This is a genomic window from Streptomyces sp. NPDC030222, assembly GCF_055573115.1.
The window spans coordinates 1-14,745 of sequence record NZ_JBVICA010000041.1; the positions used below are offsets into that span (position 1 = coordinate 1).

The window sequence follows — 14,745 nt, forward strand, 5'->3', positions numbered from 1 at the left end:
ACACACGCCGCAACGACGCGCACAGAAAAGCCGATCACGGCCCCCGTCAACCATCAGCTGGGATCGAACTGTCAAGCATCACCCGGGATCGGACATTGTGGCCCGTGGGTGAGCTGTTCAGAGTTTCTTTACTTGATCAAGGCGGCCCGCTGTCGCGGGCCGCGCGCGCTCCGGCCCTACGGGGCCGCCGCCCGCTCCTGTCTCCGCCCCGCTTGCCGTCGGCCCCGCCGGTCCGGGCGCGCAACAGCCCACCCAGCGAACCACCCTGGGGCTCTGCCCCAGACCCCGGCCCTCCCTCCGAGGGGCAGCGGGGCCGAGTGCGGGTGCGGATTTCGTCGTGATGAGTGGTCGTGGGTCGCGGGTGGGGTCCCTCGCCGTCCGGTCACCGGAGGCGTACCAGGAACCCCCGGGGGCCGCCAAGGCCGAGCACACGCGTCACGGTGTGAGCCTTGGCGGCCCCCGGGGAACCCTGGTTCGGCGAAGCTGCCCGACCGACGAGGGACCCCACCCGCTCAGGTCCCGGTCCTGCCGGGGCCCGGCCCGCCGCGTGGTGGGGCACTCCTGTGGGTGGGTGTCTGCCGGATCGCCCCCGGCTGATGTGCCGGCCGGGCGTACCGTGGAGTGGGAGGTGGTGAGTTGATGACCACGGAGCTGGCTGAAAACGTCCGCAAGTATCGGCGTCGCGCGGGGATGAGCCAGGAGGAACTGGCCCATGCCGCAGGCGTATCGCCGGGCACTGTGCGCAAGGCCGAACAGGGCGGCACGATCCGCATGGAGACCTTGCACACGCTTGCCCGCGCGCTGGGGGTGACCACGGCCGCGCTGATGGCCTCGGATGCGCCGGAGCCTGTCGGGCGGGCCGAGGAGCCGAACCGGGTCAACCTGATCCAGCTCCGCGCCGCCCTCACCCCGGCCGTCGGGCTTGTGGACCAGGACGCCGAAGCCGTGGCCGAGGAACCGAACCTGCGCACCTTCCGGCGGATGCTGCAAGACGCACGGGTGCTGTACTTCTCCGACAGCTACAAGAGCGTCGCGGCTCAACTGCCGGGCCTGCTGCGTGATGCCGCCCAAGCCGTCTCCTACTACGACGGCGGGGACGAGCACCGGCAGGCCCTGTTGGCTCGCGCCGAGGCGCTGCGTCTGGCCGGCACCTATCTCACCCAGGTACGGCAGTACGACATTGCGTATGCAGCTGTGCGTGGCGCCATCGTGGACGCCCGTCAGGCCGGAGACATGCTTGCGGCGGGCTCCGGTGTCGGCTGCATGTGCTGGCTGCTGGTGAGGCAGGGACGGTTGGACGAGGCGGAACAGGTCGCCGCCCAGAGCATGGACGCGGTGGAGCCGAAGATCACTGGGGCCGAGCCGGACCACTACGCGGTGTGGGGCGGGCTGGCGATGGAGGCTGCCGCCGCAGCAGCGAGGAATAACCGTCCCGACGAGGCGAAGGAGTACCGTCAAGCCGCCCGGGTCGCGGCAACCGCCATTGGGACGGCGCATCGCAACGTCTCCCGGCACTGGTCCGTCTTCGGGCCGGTCACCGTCGCGGTCAAGGCACTTGAAGACTCCCTGGTCATCGGCGACGCCCGCGCGGTGGTGCGCAAGGCCAGCGAGCAGGAGGAGTTGTCGCCCAAGGCGTGGAAGCGCTTGGGCAGACCCAGCACCAACGACGGGAACCGCTTCACCCTCGATGTGGCGCGCGCCCACACCCGGACCGGCGACCTGTCCGCCGCCATGGACGAGTTGACTCGTGCCAGGGAAGCCGCCCCGCAGTGGCTGCGGCACCAGAACGGGGCAGCCGAGACCATGCAGGAGATCCTGGGCAAGCGTAAGCGCACCCTCACGACGGAGATGCGTGAAATGGCCGACTACCTGGGCGTTGTCGGGTAGGTGCAACGCAGCGTGGTAGTTCGTGAACCAGGAGTCGCGAACTGCCATGGCTCCCACCTGGGGTGACGATCAGTCAGTGTCTACGGTCAGTGTGTCCACCGTCAGTGACCCAGGCCGGGGTGCCCAGTGACCAAACCCAGGAGCGAAGCCGACCGCGTGCGTCGCAGAGAGCTGTACGACGCCGCGTCGGGCGGGGGAGGTCCCCGCTTACTGCCGTGGACCAGCCCGGAGGGGAAGCCCTGCTACCTGAGCAGCGACGGCCGGGGTTACCTCTCCACCCTCGCCGACAGCATCGAGACGGTACAGCTCAGCATGGGCCAGGAACTGTTGGAGTACGCCCGCGACGCCACGGCACCCGGCGCGAAAGCCCTGTCGGCGAGCGAATACCGCTGGTTGGCCTGCCGGTTGGCAGAAGCCCTGGCGGACGCGCTCAGGGTCGCGGACTCGCGCGGACAGCGCATCCCGGATCAGGAAGAGGCGGCCGAGGATGCCTGACTCTCCGAACGCCGGCGCACCAGAACGCAACTCCTCTCGGGGCCGCTACCGCTTCCGCGAGTACCACGTGACCACCGTCCCCGACCCCATGGCGCTACCAGCGTTCGAGGCGGTCTGCGTCACCGGCGAAGAGCGCAACTGCGGCGCCACCTCAGGCACGCTGCACACCCCGGACGAGCTCACCCGCTGGATCGCCGGACACTGCGCCCAGAGCGGCCACGAGCTGTACGAGCAGACCGTCCGCGCTCTCGTCCGTGCCGAGCCTGGCGCATGGCAGTAGAGTCCCGCCGCACCGACACCAGGCAGCAGCAGCGCAATCGTGTGCCCCGAGCCGTTGACGGCAGTAGCGACGGCAACACCCACGGATTTCCCCGCACATCCACGGACACCAGCGGAACGCAAATCACGCGTTGACCAGCGAAGAAGCAGGTAGAGCGGTGCCGCGTAGCACACGTACTATGTGCTGGCGGGCGAGACGCCGGTACTCGTTCACAACAGCAACTGTCCGACCGCGTCAAAATATGAGGACATCACTAGTCCTGGCGCTCGCATGCTGAACAAATCGACGGACGTCGGTCCCGTGGAGTTCGGAAAGAACCTTGAGGCCAATGGGTGGGCTCGCACCGACAAGGGCCCGAACATCATGTACGAGAAGGATGGGGCAAGGTATTTCCTTCGCGGAAAGGCGAACAGTCACGAGGGGTGGACGGCTGACTACTACAATCCGGGGTCTAAGAAGGCCGACATCAAGATCAGGCTGGGTGAGGACTAATGGCAGAGGCGGGTTCGATAGTGATCGATCGCAGCGGCTATCTGGATGTTCGCTCCCGTAGCGCAGCCACCTTCGATCTTGATGCCAGGCTGCCTGGCCAGGTCTTCAAAGAGGGTGCGGAGGGCTCGCTCTTCTGTGAGTTCGATGCGGTCCTCACCCCGGAATTCTGGCCGACGCTCTGCGCGATGGCCCGGTGGCATGGTGACAGGCATGTCGAACTGCTGGTTCTTGAGCCGGACTGCGACGCGTTCTACCTCCCGGAGTATCGGATGTACCCGGCGTTGTCGTTGTCCGTCGAGGCCGACGTGGACGACTACTGGGCGGCGATCGGTCACGAGCCGGACGGCGACATCATGGGGTCGATCGCGATCTCTGCGAACGTCATCGCTGTGACTGGAGCTTCCGGAAGGTGGGGATGTTGGGGTGAAAGGGATCCCGAGGTTGCAGTCTTCCGGGGTTTTCCGAACGTGGCCGCACGGAACAAATGGCGCGCTCAGTTCGGGCCCTTCCTGGAGGTGTCAGGCGCACTGGAGTCGTATCTCCCGCTGACCTTCACGGGGCGGACCGTTCCGGACGAGTACGCCGCAACCCTGACCGCCAACTATGGACCTCCGAGCGGTAGACGGCCGTAACGTCACGGAGCGCCCGCCGGAGTCGTTCCGGCCCAGGCGCTGAGCCCGTACAGCGGTACGCTTGTGCAAATCTGAAGCCCCGTTAGGTGTCCTGGCGGGGCTACTGCGTGGGGTGGCGGCAGTAGTTGACGCTGAGGTTGAAAGGGTGGGGTGACAGCGGACGTTGGCGGTGCTGCATTCTCCTCACTGTGGCGGCCGGTTACGCGTTCGCCCTCGGGTAGACTGTCCGTGACCGGCGTACGGCCCGCAGCCTGTCGCAGACCGAACTGGCCCGGCGTGCGGGCATGACACAGCCGCAGATCGGCAACATCGAGGGCGGTGACTTCGTATCGGCCCTGCCGCGGCTGACGCGTCTGGCCAAGGCGCTCGATGCCTCGCTGACCATCGACCTTGATGGCGACACCTCGGCCTTCGTGCTCACCCCCGCACGACACCGGGGCCGACCGGTCCGGCGAACCGAGGCCCGGGGGGTGATTCCTCCGCGGCCTGACGGGACAGACCCGATCCGCCACGGGTGTGGGCGGGCGGGGCCCTTGGTGCCTGTGCCGTAAGCGGTGCGCCAGTCCGCGCTGCGCACGATGGACGCCGCAACGGCCGCCTTGGGAGCCGCCCTGCAACTCCCCGCGCGGCAGGGGCGCCGGTCTGGGGCTACCGGGACCTCCTTCCGGGAGCCTCATGGCCTGGAGCGCCTGCTCAGCGCAGTCATCGACTTCGGCGGAATGGGCGTCGGGGATCCCGCGACCTCTTCCGTGAGGTCGCCGCCGCTGATGGCGTGACCTGGTCCCGCGGCCCCGGCCGCAGCTGGGTGCGGTGCTTCGGCCTCACCGCGTTCGCTTACCACCGCGTCCCCACCCCCGTCCCGACCGTGATCGCCTAGCGCGAGCGCCTAGGCCCTCGCGGAGTGCGGCTGACGCCGGTGGTGGTCCTGGGCTCAGGCGATTGTGTCGCACGTCTCCCCGTTCCCTGGCCCGATCTCGAACCAGAGGAGTTTGCCGTTGCGGCCGAAGAGGTCGTCGCCCAGGGGGTAGCCGCCCCAATTGTCGGCGTAGTGGCGGATGAGTGTCAGGCCGCGGCCGTGGACGTCGTCCGTGGGGACGGGGCGGAGGGGGGTCGGCGGTTTGTCGAAGGGGGAGGGGATGAAGGGGTTGTTGTCCCACACGCTGATGCGGAGTCGGCTCCTGTCCAGGTGGCGGAGCCTGAGTGTCGCCGGGCCGTCGGCGTGGCGGTAGGCGTTGGTGGCCAGTTCGCTGGTCAGTAGTTCGGCGGTGTCGAGGAGTTCGGGCATGCCGTGCCCGAGGAGGGCTGCGCGCAGGGTCATTCTCGCCACGCGTGGGGCGCGGGGGTCGTGGGGGAGTTGGAGGGCGTACGACCACGGGGCGTGCGGGGATACGGTGGTCACGGAAGTCTCCTGCGGAGAGGTGGAGTTGGTTGCTCGTCCGGCGGGACCGTGCGGTGGCAGTGCCGTGGGTGCGGTGCGCTTCCGGCTTACGGGCCGGGCCGGTTGAGTGGCTTGAGTCACACCGTAGCGCTGGAGTTGTAAGGTCTTACATCGATTTCGGGAAGCTATTACATCTCCACTCGTGTGGGTGACCCGTGGAAAGAGAGCGCGATGGCGGCCCGTACGTCCCTGACCCTGCGGCAGCAACGTCTCGGCAACGAGCTGCGGAAACTCCGTGAGCGGGCGGGGCTGACGTCCACCCGGTCGGCGGCGCTGCTCGGTGGCCCGCAGTCGCGGATCAGCAACATCGAGGCCGGTCGTTACGCGGTGAGCGCCGACCGGGTGCGTGCCATGGCGCGGAACTATGCCTGTGCGGATGAGGCGTACGTCGAGGCGCTCGCGGCCATGACGGGGGCGCGGGCCCGTGGCTGGTGGGACGAGTACCAGGAGCTGCTCACCCCGGGGCTTCTCGACCTGGCGGAGCTGGAACACCATGCTCTCGCACTGCGCGTCGCGGTGGTGATCCACATTCCCGGCCTGCTCCAGACGGCGGCCCACGCGCGTGCTGTGATGGCGGAGAGCGTTCCATCCCTGCGTCCCTACGAGATCGAGCATCGCGTCTCGTACCGGATCAAGCGGCAGGCCGTGCTCTATGAGGGCTCCCCGACGCCCTACACCGCGATCGTCCACGAAGCCGCCCTGCGCATGGGCTACGGGGGCCGCAAGATCGCCCGCGAGCAGCTTGATGCCCTTCTCGGTGAGAGTGAGCGCGAGAACGTCACGATCCTGGTCATTCCGTTCGGCGAGGCATCGTTCCCGGCCTCGGGTCAGCCGATCACGTACGCGTCGGGTCCCGTGCCGCAGCTCGACACCGTGGTCCTCGACACGGACCACGGTTGTGAATTCGTCGACGCAGACGCGCAATTGGAGCGCTATCGATCGGTGCTCGACCGAATGGAAGCCCGTGCCCTCTCCGTCGAGAAATCGCGCGACGTCATTCGCTGCATCGCCAAGGACATCTGAGAAGGAGTCCACCATGCCCGAACTCGCCTGGCAGAAGTCGTCCTACAGTGCCGAAGCGGCTAACTGCGTCTGCCTCGCCCGCACTCCCCAAGGAACCTTTCTCCTCCGCGACAGCAAGGCCCCCGAGACCGTCGTCCCCGCCGGAGCCGAAGCTCTGCGAAGTTTCATGAACGCCCTTACCGCGGGGCAATTCGGTACCCATCGGCCGTGATCACGCGGTAATCACGATCACGTACCAGTCCGTACACTCCGTCACCACATAGATGGTGGGCGCATATAAGGTCGGCATAAGTCGTTCATTGAAGAAAGTTGCGTCATGCGATCCACCATCGTCCGCCGTACCGCCGTTGCCGTGTCCGCGGCGTCCCTGGCTCTCGTCGTCACCGCGTGCAGCGGCGGCAGCAAGGATGCGGGCGGTGACGCGAAGGGCAAGGAGTCGGCGAAGCCGGCCGCGTCCGCCGAGGCGGCGGCGAAGGCGCTGACGGGCGCGGAGCTGGAGAAGGTCGTCATCGCGCAGGGTGACGTCGAGGGGTACAAGGTCACGCCGCCGATCAAGGGCGACACGTCCGAGAAGAAGGATGTCACGGTCGACAAGAAGGAGTGCGAGATCCTCGGCCAGATCGGCGCTGTAGCGCCGCTGGGGGACCCGGCAGGGACCGTGTCCCGCAGGGTCGTCAGCGAGCCGAAGAAGCCCGCCTCCGGTGGTGACCTCTCCTCCATGACGGACATGTCGATGCTGGTCGTGTCCGTGGCCTCCTACGAGGGGACGGGCGCCAAGGGCATGGTCGCCGAGCTGCGCAAGGCCGCCACGGACTGCGCGGGCGGCTTCACCGTCACCACTCGCGGCACGGCCAACAAGATCGTGAAGATCAAGGAGGACAGCGTGACCGGTGGCGACGAGGCCGCCGCGTGGACCGTCACCAGTGAGTCCGAGGGCCAGACGATGGCGGTCAAGATCTCCGTCGTGCGCAAGGGCAGCACACTCGCCTCCGTTGTCGGTGCGAACCTCGCCGTTGCGACCACGGGCAAGGACTACCCCCAGCCGGCCGCCGTCATCGACGCCCAGGCTGCCAAGCTCGGCTGACGTCGGCCAAGAGCACGCTCCAAGAGGCGTTCCTCCCGGGCCGCACACCGGGAGGAACGCCGAGCGCCGAGAGCGCCGCCGGGCCCGGAGCGCCCGCCGACCCCGGCCCCGTAGGCGAACGCGCACACCCACAACTCCCCCGAACGCCACCCCTTCGAACCCCCACCCCGCCCCGTAGGCTGCTGGCCATGTGCGGAATCGTGGGTTACGTCGGCGGACAGTCGGCGCTCGACGTTGTCATCGCAGGCCTCAAGCGGCTGGAGTACCGCGGGTACGACTCGGCCGGGGTCGCCGTGCTCGCCGACGGCGGACTCGCGGCCGCCAAGAAGGCGGGGAAACTCCTCAACCTGGAGAAGGAGCTGGTGGACCGGCCGCTGCCGGCCGGCTCGACCGGTATCGGACACACCCGTTGGGCCACCCACGGCGGGCCCACCGACGCCAACGCCCACCCCCACCTCGACAACGCGGGCCGGGTCGCCGTCGTCCACAACGGCATCATCGAGAACTTCGCGGTGCTGCGCGCCGAACTGGCCGAGCGTGGGCACGAGCTGGCGTCCGAGACGGACACCGAGGTGGTCGCGCACCTCCTCGCGGAGGCGTACTCGTCGACCGCCGACCTCGCCGAGTCGATGCGGCAGGTGTGCCGGCTGCTGGAGGGCGCGTTCACGCTCGTCGCCGTGCACGCGGACGAGCCGGACGTGGTCGTCGGGGCGCGCCGCAACTCGCCGCTGGTCGTAGGGGTCGGCGAAGGCGAGGCGTTCCTCGCGTCCGATGTCGCCGCGTTCATCGCGCACACGCGCGATACGATCGAGCTGGGCCAGGACCAGGTGGTCGAACTCCGCCGCGACGGCGTCACGGTGACGGACTTCGACGGCGCGCCCGCCGAAGTGCGCGAGTACCACGTGGACTGGGACGCCTCGGCCGCGGAGAAGGGCGGCTACGACTACTTCATGCTGAAGGAGATCGCCGAGCAGCCGAAGGCGGTCGCCGACACCCTGCTCGGCCGGATCGACGCCAACGGTTCGCTGACCCTGGACGAGGTCCGCATCCCCGCGCATGTGCTGCGTGAGGTCGACAAGGTGATCATCGTCGCGTGCGGTACGGCGTACCACGCGGGCATGATCGCGAAGCTGGCGATCGAGCACTGGACCCGGATCCCCTGCGAGACCGAACTGGCCAGCGAGTTCCGGTACCGGGACCCGATCCTCGACCAGCGCACGCTCGTGATCGCCATCTCCCAGTCCGGCGAGACCATGGACACCCTGATGGCGCTGCGGCACGCCCGCGAGCAGGGCGCGAAGGTCCTCGCCGTCTGCAACACCAACGGCTCGACGATCCCGCGCGAGTCGGACGCCGTGCTGTACACGCACGCCGGTCCGGAGGTCGCCGTCGCGTCCACGAAGGCGTTCCTCACCCAGCTCGTCGCCTGCTACCTGGTCGCCCTGTACCTGGGTCAGGTGCGCGGTACCAAGTGGGGGGACGAGATCCGGTCCGTCATCAAGGAGCTCTCGGCGATCGCGACGCAGGTCGACGAGGTCCTGGAGACCATGGAGCCGGTGCGGGAGCTGGCCCGGTCGCTGGCCGCCAAGAACACCGTGCTGTTCCTGGGCCGGCACGTCGGCTACCCCGTGGCGCTCGAAGGCGCCCTCAAGCTGAAGGAACTCGCGTACATGCACGCGGAGGGCTTCGCGGCGGGCGAGCTGAAGCACGGTCCGATCGCGCTGATCGAGGAGGACCTGCCGGTCGTCGTGGTGGTGCCGTCGCCGCGCGGGCGGTCCGTCCTGCACGACAAGATCGTCTCCAACATCCAGGAGATCCGCGCCCGGGGGGCCCGGACCATCGTGATCGCCGAGGACGGCGACGAGGCGGTGGCGCCGTACGCCGACCACCTGATCCGCATCCCGGCCACGCCGACGCTGCTCCAGCCGCTCGTCGCGACCGTGCCGCTCCAGGTGTTCGCCTGCGAACTCGCCACGGCCCGCGGCAACGAGGTCGACCAGCCCCGCAACCTCGCGAAGTCGGTCACCGTCGAATGATCATCGGGGTGGGGATCGACGTGGCCGAGATCGACCGCTTCGCGCAGTCGCTGGAACGCACACCGGGCCTGGCGGGGCGCCTCTTCGTGGACAGTGAGATGTACCTGCCCAGCGGCGAACGCCGCGGAGTCGCCTCGCTCGCGGTCCGCTTCGCCGCGAAGGAGGCCATCGCCAAGGCGCTCGGCGCGCCGCCCGGCCTGCACTGGACGGACGCCGAGGTGTACGTCCTCGACAGCGGCCAGCCCCGCCTCCGCGTACGCGGCACCGTGGCGGCCCGCGCGGCGGAGCTCGGCGTGAAGCACTGGCACGTCTCGCTCAGCCATGACGCGGGCGTGGCGTCCGCGGTGGTGATCGCGGAGGGCTGAGGGGTACGCGGTCCGTCGCCCCGGCGGCGGTGCGCCGCCGGGGCGCAGACCGACATCCGGTCTCGGCCCCGACCCGCCGGCCGTGCCGCCCGAAGTCGCGAACATCGGGCAGGGCCGGGCAGCGATACGTCCCGAAGCGGTGAGCATCTGGCGTCCGTCCTCATGGACATGGCCACGCGGTCGACCGCGCCCGGTGTGCCGGGCGGACGGGGGACGGCCCGGGTTTGCGGACCTGGTCACATACGCGCCGGCTCGGTTTTGGGCGAGGGCGTGGAAGGGAAGGCGGAACGCCATGCGTACTGCGTACAGCGTGGAGACCGTGCGGGCCGCCGAGCGGCAGCTGATGGCCCGCCTTCCCGAAGGCACCCTCATGCAGCGGGCCGCCACCGGCCTGGCGGCGGTCTGTGCCGAGGTGCTCGGCCGGGTCGGCGGCGCGCGCGTCGTCGTCCTCGCCGGAAGTGGCGACAACGGCGGCGACGCCCTGTACGCGGGCGCGCGGCTCGCACGGCGGGGCGCGGGCGTCCGCGCGGTGCTGCTGGACCCCGGCCGGGCGCACGCCGGCGGGCTCGCCGCGCTGCTCGACGCGGGCGGGCGGGTCGAGGACGACCCGTTCGCCGTGCTGGCGACGGCGGATCTGGTGCTCGACGGCATCACCGGCATCGGGGGGCACGGCGGGCTGCGGCCCGAGGCGGTCCCGGTGGCCCGGGCCGCACGCGGATCCGACGCGGTCGTCGTCGCCGTCGACCTGCCGAGCGGTGTGCAGGCGGACAGCGGAGAGGTGCACGGCGAGGCGCTGCAGGCCGACATGACGGTGACGTTCGGCACGTACAAGCCGGGTCTGCTGGTCGACCCGGGCCATGAGCACACCGGGCCGGTGCATCTGGTCGACATCGGCCTGAACGACTACCTGCCGTCCGTACCGGACCTGGAGGCACTGCAGTACACGGACGTGGCCGAGCTGCTGCCGGTGCCGGCGGCCGAGTCCGACAAGTACCGGCGGGGAGTCGTCGGGGTGGTCGCCGGATCCGCCCGTTATCCCGGTGCGGCGGTCCTGGCCGTGGCGGGGGCGCTGCGCGGCGGCGCGGGAGCCGTCCGGTATGTCGGACCGGGTGCGGACGCGGTGATCGCGCGGTTCCCCGAGGCGCTCGTGCACGCGGGGCCGCCGTCCAAGGCCGGGCGGGTGCAGTCCTGGGTGGTGGGCCCCGGGCTGGGGGACTCCGGCCGGGACTTCCTCGACGACGTGCTGGCCTCGGACGTTCCGGTGCTCGTGGACGCGGACGGTCTCCGGCTGCTCGACCCCGAAGGGGTACGCGCCCGCCGGGCGCCGACCGTACTGACCCCGCACGCCGGGGAGGCGGCCGCGCTGCTCGGGGTCTCCCGGGAACGGGTGGAGGCGACACGGCTGGAGTCCGTGAGGGCGCTGGCCGCGCGCTACGGAGCGACCGTGCTGCTGAAGGGGTCCACGACGCTGATCGCGTCCCCGGACCCGGGATTCCCCGTGCGGGTGAACCCGACGGGGACGCCGTGGCTGGCCACGGCGGGGAGCGGTGACGTCCTCTCGGGTCTCGCGGGTTCGCTGCTCGCGGCCGGCCTCGCCCCCCGCGACGCGGCGTCCGTCGCGGCCCATCTCCACGGTCTGGCCGCGCGCCGTGTCTCCCGGGGGGCGCCGGTCATCGCCTCCGAGGTGGCGGAGGCTCTCTCGGACGCATGGCGGGACGTCTTCCGCACATGACACGCGCGACGCATGTGCCGGACATACACGATGGACGCCCCCGTGCGCCGTTTGTGGACGGCGTGCGCGGCGCGGCGTGCCGAGGACGCAAGCCGGGCGGGCGTGCCGGGGACGCAAGCCGGGCGGGCGCGCCGGGGATGCAAGCCGGGCCCGGGCGGGACGTACGTCACCGCCCCGGAAAGCGTGAGCCGTGCCTCGCTCTGAGAGACTGAGCGCGATGAGCGCGATGAACCAGACACCCATGCGAGCGAAGGCCGAGATCGATCTGGCCGCGCTGCGCGCCAATGTTCGTTCGCTCCGCGACCGGGTACAGCCGCACTCCGCACAGGTGATGGCTGTCGTGAAGGCGGATGCCTACGGGCACGGCGCGCTGCCCTGCGCCCGCGCGGCGCTGCAGGCGGGCGCCACATGGCTCGGCACCGCGACCCCGCACGAGGCGCTGGCGCTGCGCGCCGCCGGTGTGGACGCGCCGCTGCTGTGCTGGCTGTGGACGCCCGGCGGGCCGTGGCGGGAGGCCGTCGAAGCGGACCTGGACGTGTCGGTCAGCGGTCTGTGGGCGCTCCGCGAGGTGACCGCGGCCGCCCGCGAGGCCGGCCGGACGGCCCGGGTCCAGCTGAAGGCGGACACGGGGCTCGGCCGCAATGGCTGTCAGCCGTCCGAGTGGCCGGAGCTGGTCCGTGAGGCGCTGGTCGCGCAGAAGGAGGGCCTGGTCCGGATCACCGGGCTCTGGTCGCACTTCGCCTGCGCCGACGAACCTGGCCACCCGTCGATCGCCGCCCAGCTGTCCGTGTACCGCGAGATGCTGGCCCACGCGGAGCGGGAGGGCGTGGAGCCCGAGGTGCGGCACATCGCCAACTCCCCGGCCACGCTGACCCTTCCGGAGTCGTACTTCGACCTGGTCCGCACGGGCATCGCGATGTACGGGATCTCGCCGAGCCCCGAACTGGGCACGCCCGCCGAACTCGGGCTGCGCCCGGTGATGAGGCTCTGCGCGTCGGTGGCCCTCGCCAAGGGCGTTCCGTCGGGGCACGGCGTCAGCTACGGGCACCACTACGTGACCGGGCGGGAGACCACGCTCGGTCTGGTTCCGCTCGGTTACGCGGACGGCGTCCCGCGCCACGCCTCGGGCCGTGGCCCGGTGCTGGTCGGGGACCGGGTGCGTACCGCCGCGGGCCGTATCGCGATGGACCAGTTCGTGGTCGATCTGCACGGGGACGCGGTCGAACCGGGCGCCGAGGCGGTGCTGTTCGGGCCGGGCGACCGAGGCGAGCCGACGGCCCAGGACTGGGCGGACGCGGCGGACACCATCGCCTACGAGATCGTGACGAGGATCGGTTCGCGCGTTCCGCGCGTCTATCTGAACGCGGACGTCTGACCGCGCCGGGCGAGGGTCCTGACTGACGGAGGGCGGCAGGAAGTGAGCGAGAGCAGCACGGGGGACGTGGTGGCCCTGGCGGCCACGACGGCGGCATCGGCTGCGCCGGCCGCAGCGGACAACTGGCGTCGGGCCGGACTGGCGGGCGCCGCGATAGGTGTGATCGCGGCGGGCGCCGCGGCCGGTGTCGCGATCGAACGGCTGACCGTCGGCCGCGGCATGCGGAGGAAGGCACGGCTGGCCCTCGACGCCTCGGGTCCCTTCGGCTCACTGCGCGGCACTCCCGGGAAGGTGCTCGCGGACGACGGCACCGAGCTGCACTACGAGACGGACGAGCCGGATGACGACGTGGGCGCCTCGGCGTCGCGGAAGCGCCGGCTGTTCGGCCGCAAGGTGCCCGCCCCCGTCACCGTCGTCTTCTGCCACGGCTACTGCCTCAGCCAGGACTCCTGGCACTTCCAGCGGGCGGCCCTGCGCGGTGTGGTGCGGACCGTGCACTGGGACCAGCGCAGCCACGGCCGGTCCGGTCGCGGCAAGGCGCAGGGGGAGGGCGTGCCGGTCGACATCGGCCAGCTGGGACGAGATCTGAAGTCGGTGATCGACGCGGCGGCACCGCAGGGTCCGCTGGTGCTCGTCGGCCACTCGATGGGCGGTATGACGATCATGGCGTTCGCCGACCAGTTCCCGGATGTGGTCCGGGAACGGCTGGTCGGGGTCGCGTTCGTGGGCACCTCGTCCGGCCGGCTCGGCGAGGTGAACTACGGCCTGCCGGTGGCGGGTGTGAACGCGGTGCGCCGGGTGCTCCCGGGGGTGCTGCGCGCCCTCGGCTCGCAGGCGGAGCTGGTGGAGAGGGGCCGCCGGGCCACCGCGGACCTCTTCGCAGGGTTGATCAAGAAGTATTCGTTCAGTTCGCGGGACGTCGATCCGGGCGTGGCCCGGTTCGCGGAACGGATGATCGAGTCCACGCCGATCGACGTGGTCGCGGAGTTCTATCCGGCGTTCGCGGACCACGACAAGGCGGCGACGCTGCCCGTGTTCTCGGACGTCCCCGTGCTGGTGCTGGCCGGCGACCGGGATCTGGTGACGCCCAGTTCGCACAGCGAGGCGATCGCCGACCTGCTGCCGGACGCGGAACTGGTGATCGTGCCGGACGGCGGGCATCTGGTGATGCTGGAGCATCCGGAGACGGTCACCGACCGGCTGGCCGATCTGCTGGCGCGGGCGGGGGCGGTTCCGCCAGCGGCTAACGTTGGCACGTATGGAAGCACCGCACAGCCCGGCGGCTGACGCCCCGGCCCGTATCGTCGTCAACTCCCCGGACCAGATGCAGGAGCTGGGCCGCAGGCTGGCCAAGCTGCTGCGGGCCGGTGACCTGGTCATGCTCACCGGTGAACTCGGCGCGGGCAAGACGACCCTGACCCGCGGCCTCGGCGAGGGCCTGGGGGTCCGCGGTGCCGTGACGTCTCCGACGTTCGTGATCGCCCGGGTGCACCCGTCGCTGGTGTCGGGCCCCCCGCTGGTGCATGTGGACGCGTACCGGCTGGGCGGTCTCGACGACATGGAGGACCTCGACCTCGACGTGTCGCTGCCGGACTCGGTGGTGGTCGTGGAGTGGGGCGTCGGCAAGGTCGAGGACCTGTCGGACGACCGTCTGCACGTACTGATCCACCGCACGGTCGGTTCGACGACGGACGAGCACCGCGAGGTCACCCTGACGCCCTTCGGCACGCGGTGGAGCGAGATCGACCTCTCCGCGCTGGCGGCCTGAGCCGCCTTGTCACCTCCGTGGCCGACGGAGGCCCGGCAGGCCGTCCTTCCGTTCTAGTGGTCGTCGCAACACCCCAGCTCAAGGGGTGCGATGGACTTCGAGATTCGGAAGGTTCGGACGGCTCAGGGGCCCAGGCGG

The 14,745-nt window shown here is 70.4% G+C and carries 16 protein-coding genes; 15 read left to right on the top strand and 1 reads right to left on the bottom strand.

Annotated features, from left to right (window positions below):
- The first annotated feature begins 639 nt into the window (after positions 1 to 639).
- From ACZ4Z5_RS32760 to ACZ4Z5_RS32785, 6 genes are all read left to right on the top strand, one after another.
- Positions 640 to 1,887, top strand: coding sequence for a helix-turn-helix domain-containing protein (locus ACZ4Z5_RS32760; RefSeq protein ID WP_468269823.1), 1,248 nt, complete (start codon positions 640 to 642; stop codon positions 1,885 to 1,887).
- 156 nt (positions 1,888 to 2,043) lie between these two features.
- Positions 2,044 to 2,382 (top strand): hypothetical protein, encoded by a 339-nt coding sequence (locus tag ACZ4Z5_RS32765; protein ID WP_067400575.1) that lies wholly within the window; start codon positions 2,044 to 2,046, stop codon positions 2,380 to 2,382.
- On the top strand, positions 2,375 to 2,662 hold the full coding sequence (locus tag ACZ4Z5_RS32770) for a DUF7848 domain-containing protein (protein ID WP_468269825.1): 288 nt from the start codon (positions 2,375 to 2,377) through the stop codon (positions 2,660 to 2,662). Before ACZ4Z5_RS32765 ends, ACZ4Z5_RS32770 begins: the two co-directional genes overlap by 8 nt.
- Before the next feature lie 270 nt (positions 2,663 to 2,932).
- On the top strand, positions 2,933 to 3,154 hold the full coding sequence (locus tag ACZ4Z5_RS32775) for a hypothetical protein (RefSeq protein ID WP_468269827.1): 222 nt from the start codon (positions 2,933 to 2,935) through the stop codon (positions 3,152 to 3,154).
- On the top strand, positions 3,154 to 3,786 hold the full coding sequence (locus tag ACZ4Z5_RS32780; RefSeq protein WP_468269829.1) for a hypothetical protein: 633 nt from the start codon (positions 3,154 to 3,156) through the stop codon (positions 3,784 to 3,786). Before ACZ4Z5_RS32775 ends, ACZ4Z5_RS32780 begins: the two co-directional genes overlap by 1 nt.
- A 284-nt stretch (positions 3,787 to 4,070) precedes the next feature.
- Positions 4,071 to 4,337, top strand: a complete 267-nt coding sequence (locus ACZ4Z5_RS32785) for a hypothetical protein (RefSeq protein WP_468269831.1) — start codon at positions 4,071 to 4,073, stop codon at positions 4,335 to 4,337.
- Between the two features lie 380 nt (positions 4,338 to 4,717).
- On the opposite strand, the gene ACZ4Z5_RS32790 is transcribed toward ACZ4Z5_RS32785, so the two are convergent.
- The gene (locus ACZ4Z5_RS32790; protein ID WP_468269833.1) at positions 4,718 to 5,185 is read right to left on the bottom strand and encodes an ATP-binding protein; all 468 of its coding nucleotides are present in this window, start codon (positions 5,183 to 5,185) and stop codon (positions 4,718 to 4,720) included.
- A 210-nt stretch (positions 5,186 to 5,395) separates the two neighbouring features.
- Here ACZ4Z5_RS32790 and ACZ4Z5_RS32795 point away from each other — a divergent pair, with 210 nt between their 5' ends.
- The 9 genes from ACZ4Z5_RS32795 to tsaE all read left to right on the top strand — a co-directional run bounded on the left by ACZ4Z5_RS32795 (position 5,396) and on the right by tsaE (position 14,607).
- Positions 5,396 to 6,247 carry a helix-turn-helix domain-containing protein gene (locus ACZ4Z5_RS32795; RefSeq protein WP_468269835.1) on the top strand — a complete coding sequence of 284 codons (852 nt, stop codon included), beginning with the start codon at positions 5,396 to 5,398 and terminating at the stop codon, positions 6,245 to 6,247.
- Positions 6,248 to 6,260: 13 nt separating this feature from the next.
- On the top strand, positions 6,261 to 6,458 hold the full coding sequence (locus ACZ4Z5_RS32800; RefSeq protein ID WP_468269837.1) for a DUF397 domain-containing protein: 198 nt from the start codon (positions 6,261 to 6,263) through the stop codon (positions 6,456 to 6,458).
- Positions 6,459 to 6,563: 105 nt separating this feature from the next.
- The gene (locus ACZ4Z5_RS32805; protein ID WP_468269839.1) at positions 6,564 to 7,331 is read left to right on the top strand and encodes a hypothetical protein; all 768 of its coding nucleotides are present in this window, start codon (positions 6,564 to 6,566) and stop codon (positions 7,329 to 7,331) included.
- Between the two features lie 188 nt (positions 7,332 to 7,519).
- On the top strand, positions 7,520 to 9,367 hold the full coding sequence (glmS, locus tag ACZ4Z5_RS32810) for a glutamine--fructose-6-phosphate transaminase (isomerizing) (RefSeq protein ID WP_468269841.1): 1,848 nt from the start codon (positions 7,520 to 7,522) through the stop codon (positions 9,365 to 9,367).
- The gene (locus tag ACZ4Z5_RS32815) at positions 9,364 to 9,732 is read left to right on the top strand and encodes a holo-ACP synthase (RefSeq protein ID WP_468269842.1); all 369 of its coding nucleotides are present in this window, start codon (positions 9,364 to 9,366) and stop codon (positions 9,730 to 9,732) included. The genes glmS and ACZ4Z5_RS32815 overlap by 4 nt, the downstream gene beginning before the upstream one ends.
- 292 nt (positions 9,733 to 10,024) lie before the next feature.
- The gene (locus tag ACZ4Z5_RS32820) at positions 10,025 to 11,464 is read left to right on the top strand and encodes an NAD(P)H-hydrate dehydratase (RefSeq protein ID WP_468269843.1); all 1,440 of its coding nucleotides are present in this window, start codon (positions 10,025 to 10,027) and stop codon (positions 11,462 to 11,464) included.
- Positions 11,465 to 11,690: 226 nt separating this feature from the next.
- A complete protein-coding gene (gene alr / locus ACZ4Z5_RS32825) occupies positions 11,691 to 12,839 on the top strand; it encodes an alanine racemase (protein ID WP_468269847.1) in 1,149 nt (382 codons plus the stop codon).
- Between the two features lie 42 nt (positions 12,840 to 12,881).
- Positions 12,882 to 14,126 (top strand): alpha/beta fold hydrolase, encoded by a 1,245-nt coding sequence (locus ACZ4Z5_RS32830; RefSeq protein WP_468269844.1) that lies wholly within the window; start codon positions 12,882 to 12,884, stop codon positions 14,124 to 14,126.
- The gene (tsaE, locus tag ACZ4Z5_RS32835) at positions 14,098 to 14,607 is read left to right on the top strand and encodes a tRNA (adenosine(37)-N6)-threonylcarbamoyltransferase complex ATPase subunit type 1 TsaE (protein ID WP_468269845.1); all 510 of its coding nucleotides are present in this window, start codon (positions 14,098 to 14,100) and stop codon (positions 14,605 to 14,607) included. The genes ACZ4Z5_RS32830 and tsaE overlap by 29 nt, the downstream gene beginning before the upstream one ends.
- The last annotated feature ends 138 nt before the right edge of the window (positions 14,608 to 14,745 follow it).

Excerpts from the sequence above, each read along its gene's own strand:
- alr (WP_468269847.1), top strand. The coding sequence starts at position 11,691 with ATGAACCAGACACCCATGCGAGCGAAGGCCGAGATCGATCTGGCCGCG.
- ACZ4Z5_RS32780 (WP_468269829.1), top strand. The coding sequence starts at position 3,154 with ATGGCAGAGGCGGGTTCGATAGTGATCGATCGCAGCGGCTATCTGGAT.
- ACZ4Z5_RS32770 (WP_468269825.1), top strand. The coding sequence starts at position 2,375 with ATGCCTGACTCTCCGAACGCCGGCGCACCAGAACGCAACTCCTCTCGG.
- ACZ4Z5_RS32795 (WP_468269835.1), top strand. The coding sequence starts at position 5,396 with ATGGCGGCCCGTACGTCCCTGACCCTGCGGCAGCAACGTCTCGGCAAC.
- ACZ4Z5_RS32820 (WP_468269843.1), top strand. The coding sequence starts at position 10,025 with ATGCGTACTGCGTACAGCGTGGAGACCGTGCGGGCCGCCGAGCGGCAG.
- ACZ4Z5_RS32800 (WP_468269837.1), top strand. The coding sequence starts at position 6,261 with ATGCCCGAACTCGCCTGGCAGAAGTCGTCCTACAGTGCCGAAGCGGCT.
- ACZ4Z5_RS32785 (WP_468269831.1), top strand. The coding sequence starts at position 4,071 with ATGACACAGCCGCAGATCGGCAACATCGAGGGCGGTGACTTCGTATCG.
- ACZ4Z5_RS32760 (WP_468269823.1), top strand. The coding sequence starts at position 640 with ATGACCACGGAGCTGGCTGAAAACGTCCGCAAGTATCGGCGTCGCGCG.
- ACZ4Z5_RS32815 (WP_468269842.1), top strand. The coding sequence starts at position 9,364 with ATGATCATCGGGGTGGGGATCGACGTGGCCGAGATCGACCGCTTCGCG.
- ACZ4Z5_RS32775 (WP_468269827.1), top strand. The coding sequence starts at position 2,933 with ATGCTGAACAAATCGACGGACGTCGGTCCCGTGGAGTTCGGAAAGAAC.
- ACZ4Z5_RS32805 (WP_468269839.1), top strand. The coding sequence starts at position 6,564 with ATGCGATCCACCATCGTCCGCCGTACCGCCGTTGCCGTGTCCGCGGCG.
- tsaE (WP_468269845.1), top strand. The coding sequence starts at position 14,098 with ATGGAAGCACCGCACAGCCCGGCGGCTGACGCCCCGGCCCGTATCGTC.
- glmS (WP_468269841.1), top strand. The coding sequence starts at position 7,520 with ATGTGCGGAATCGTGGGTTACGTCGGCGGACAGTCGGCGCTCGACGTT.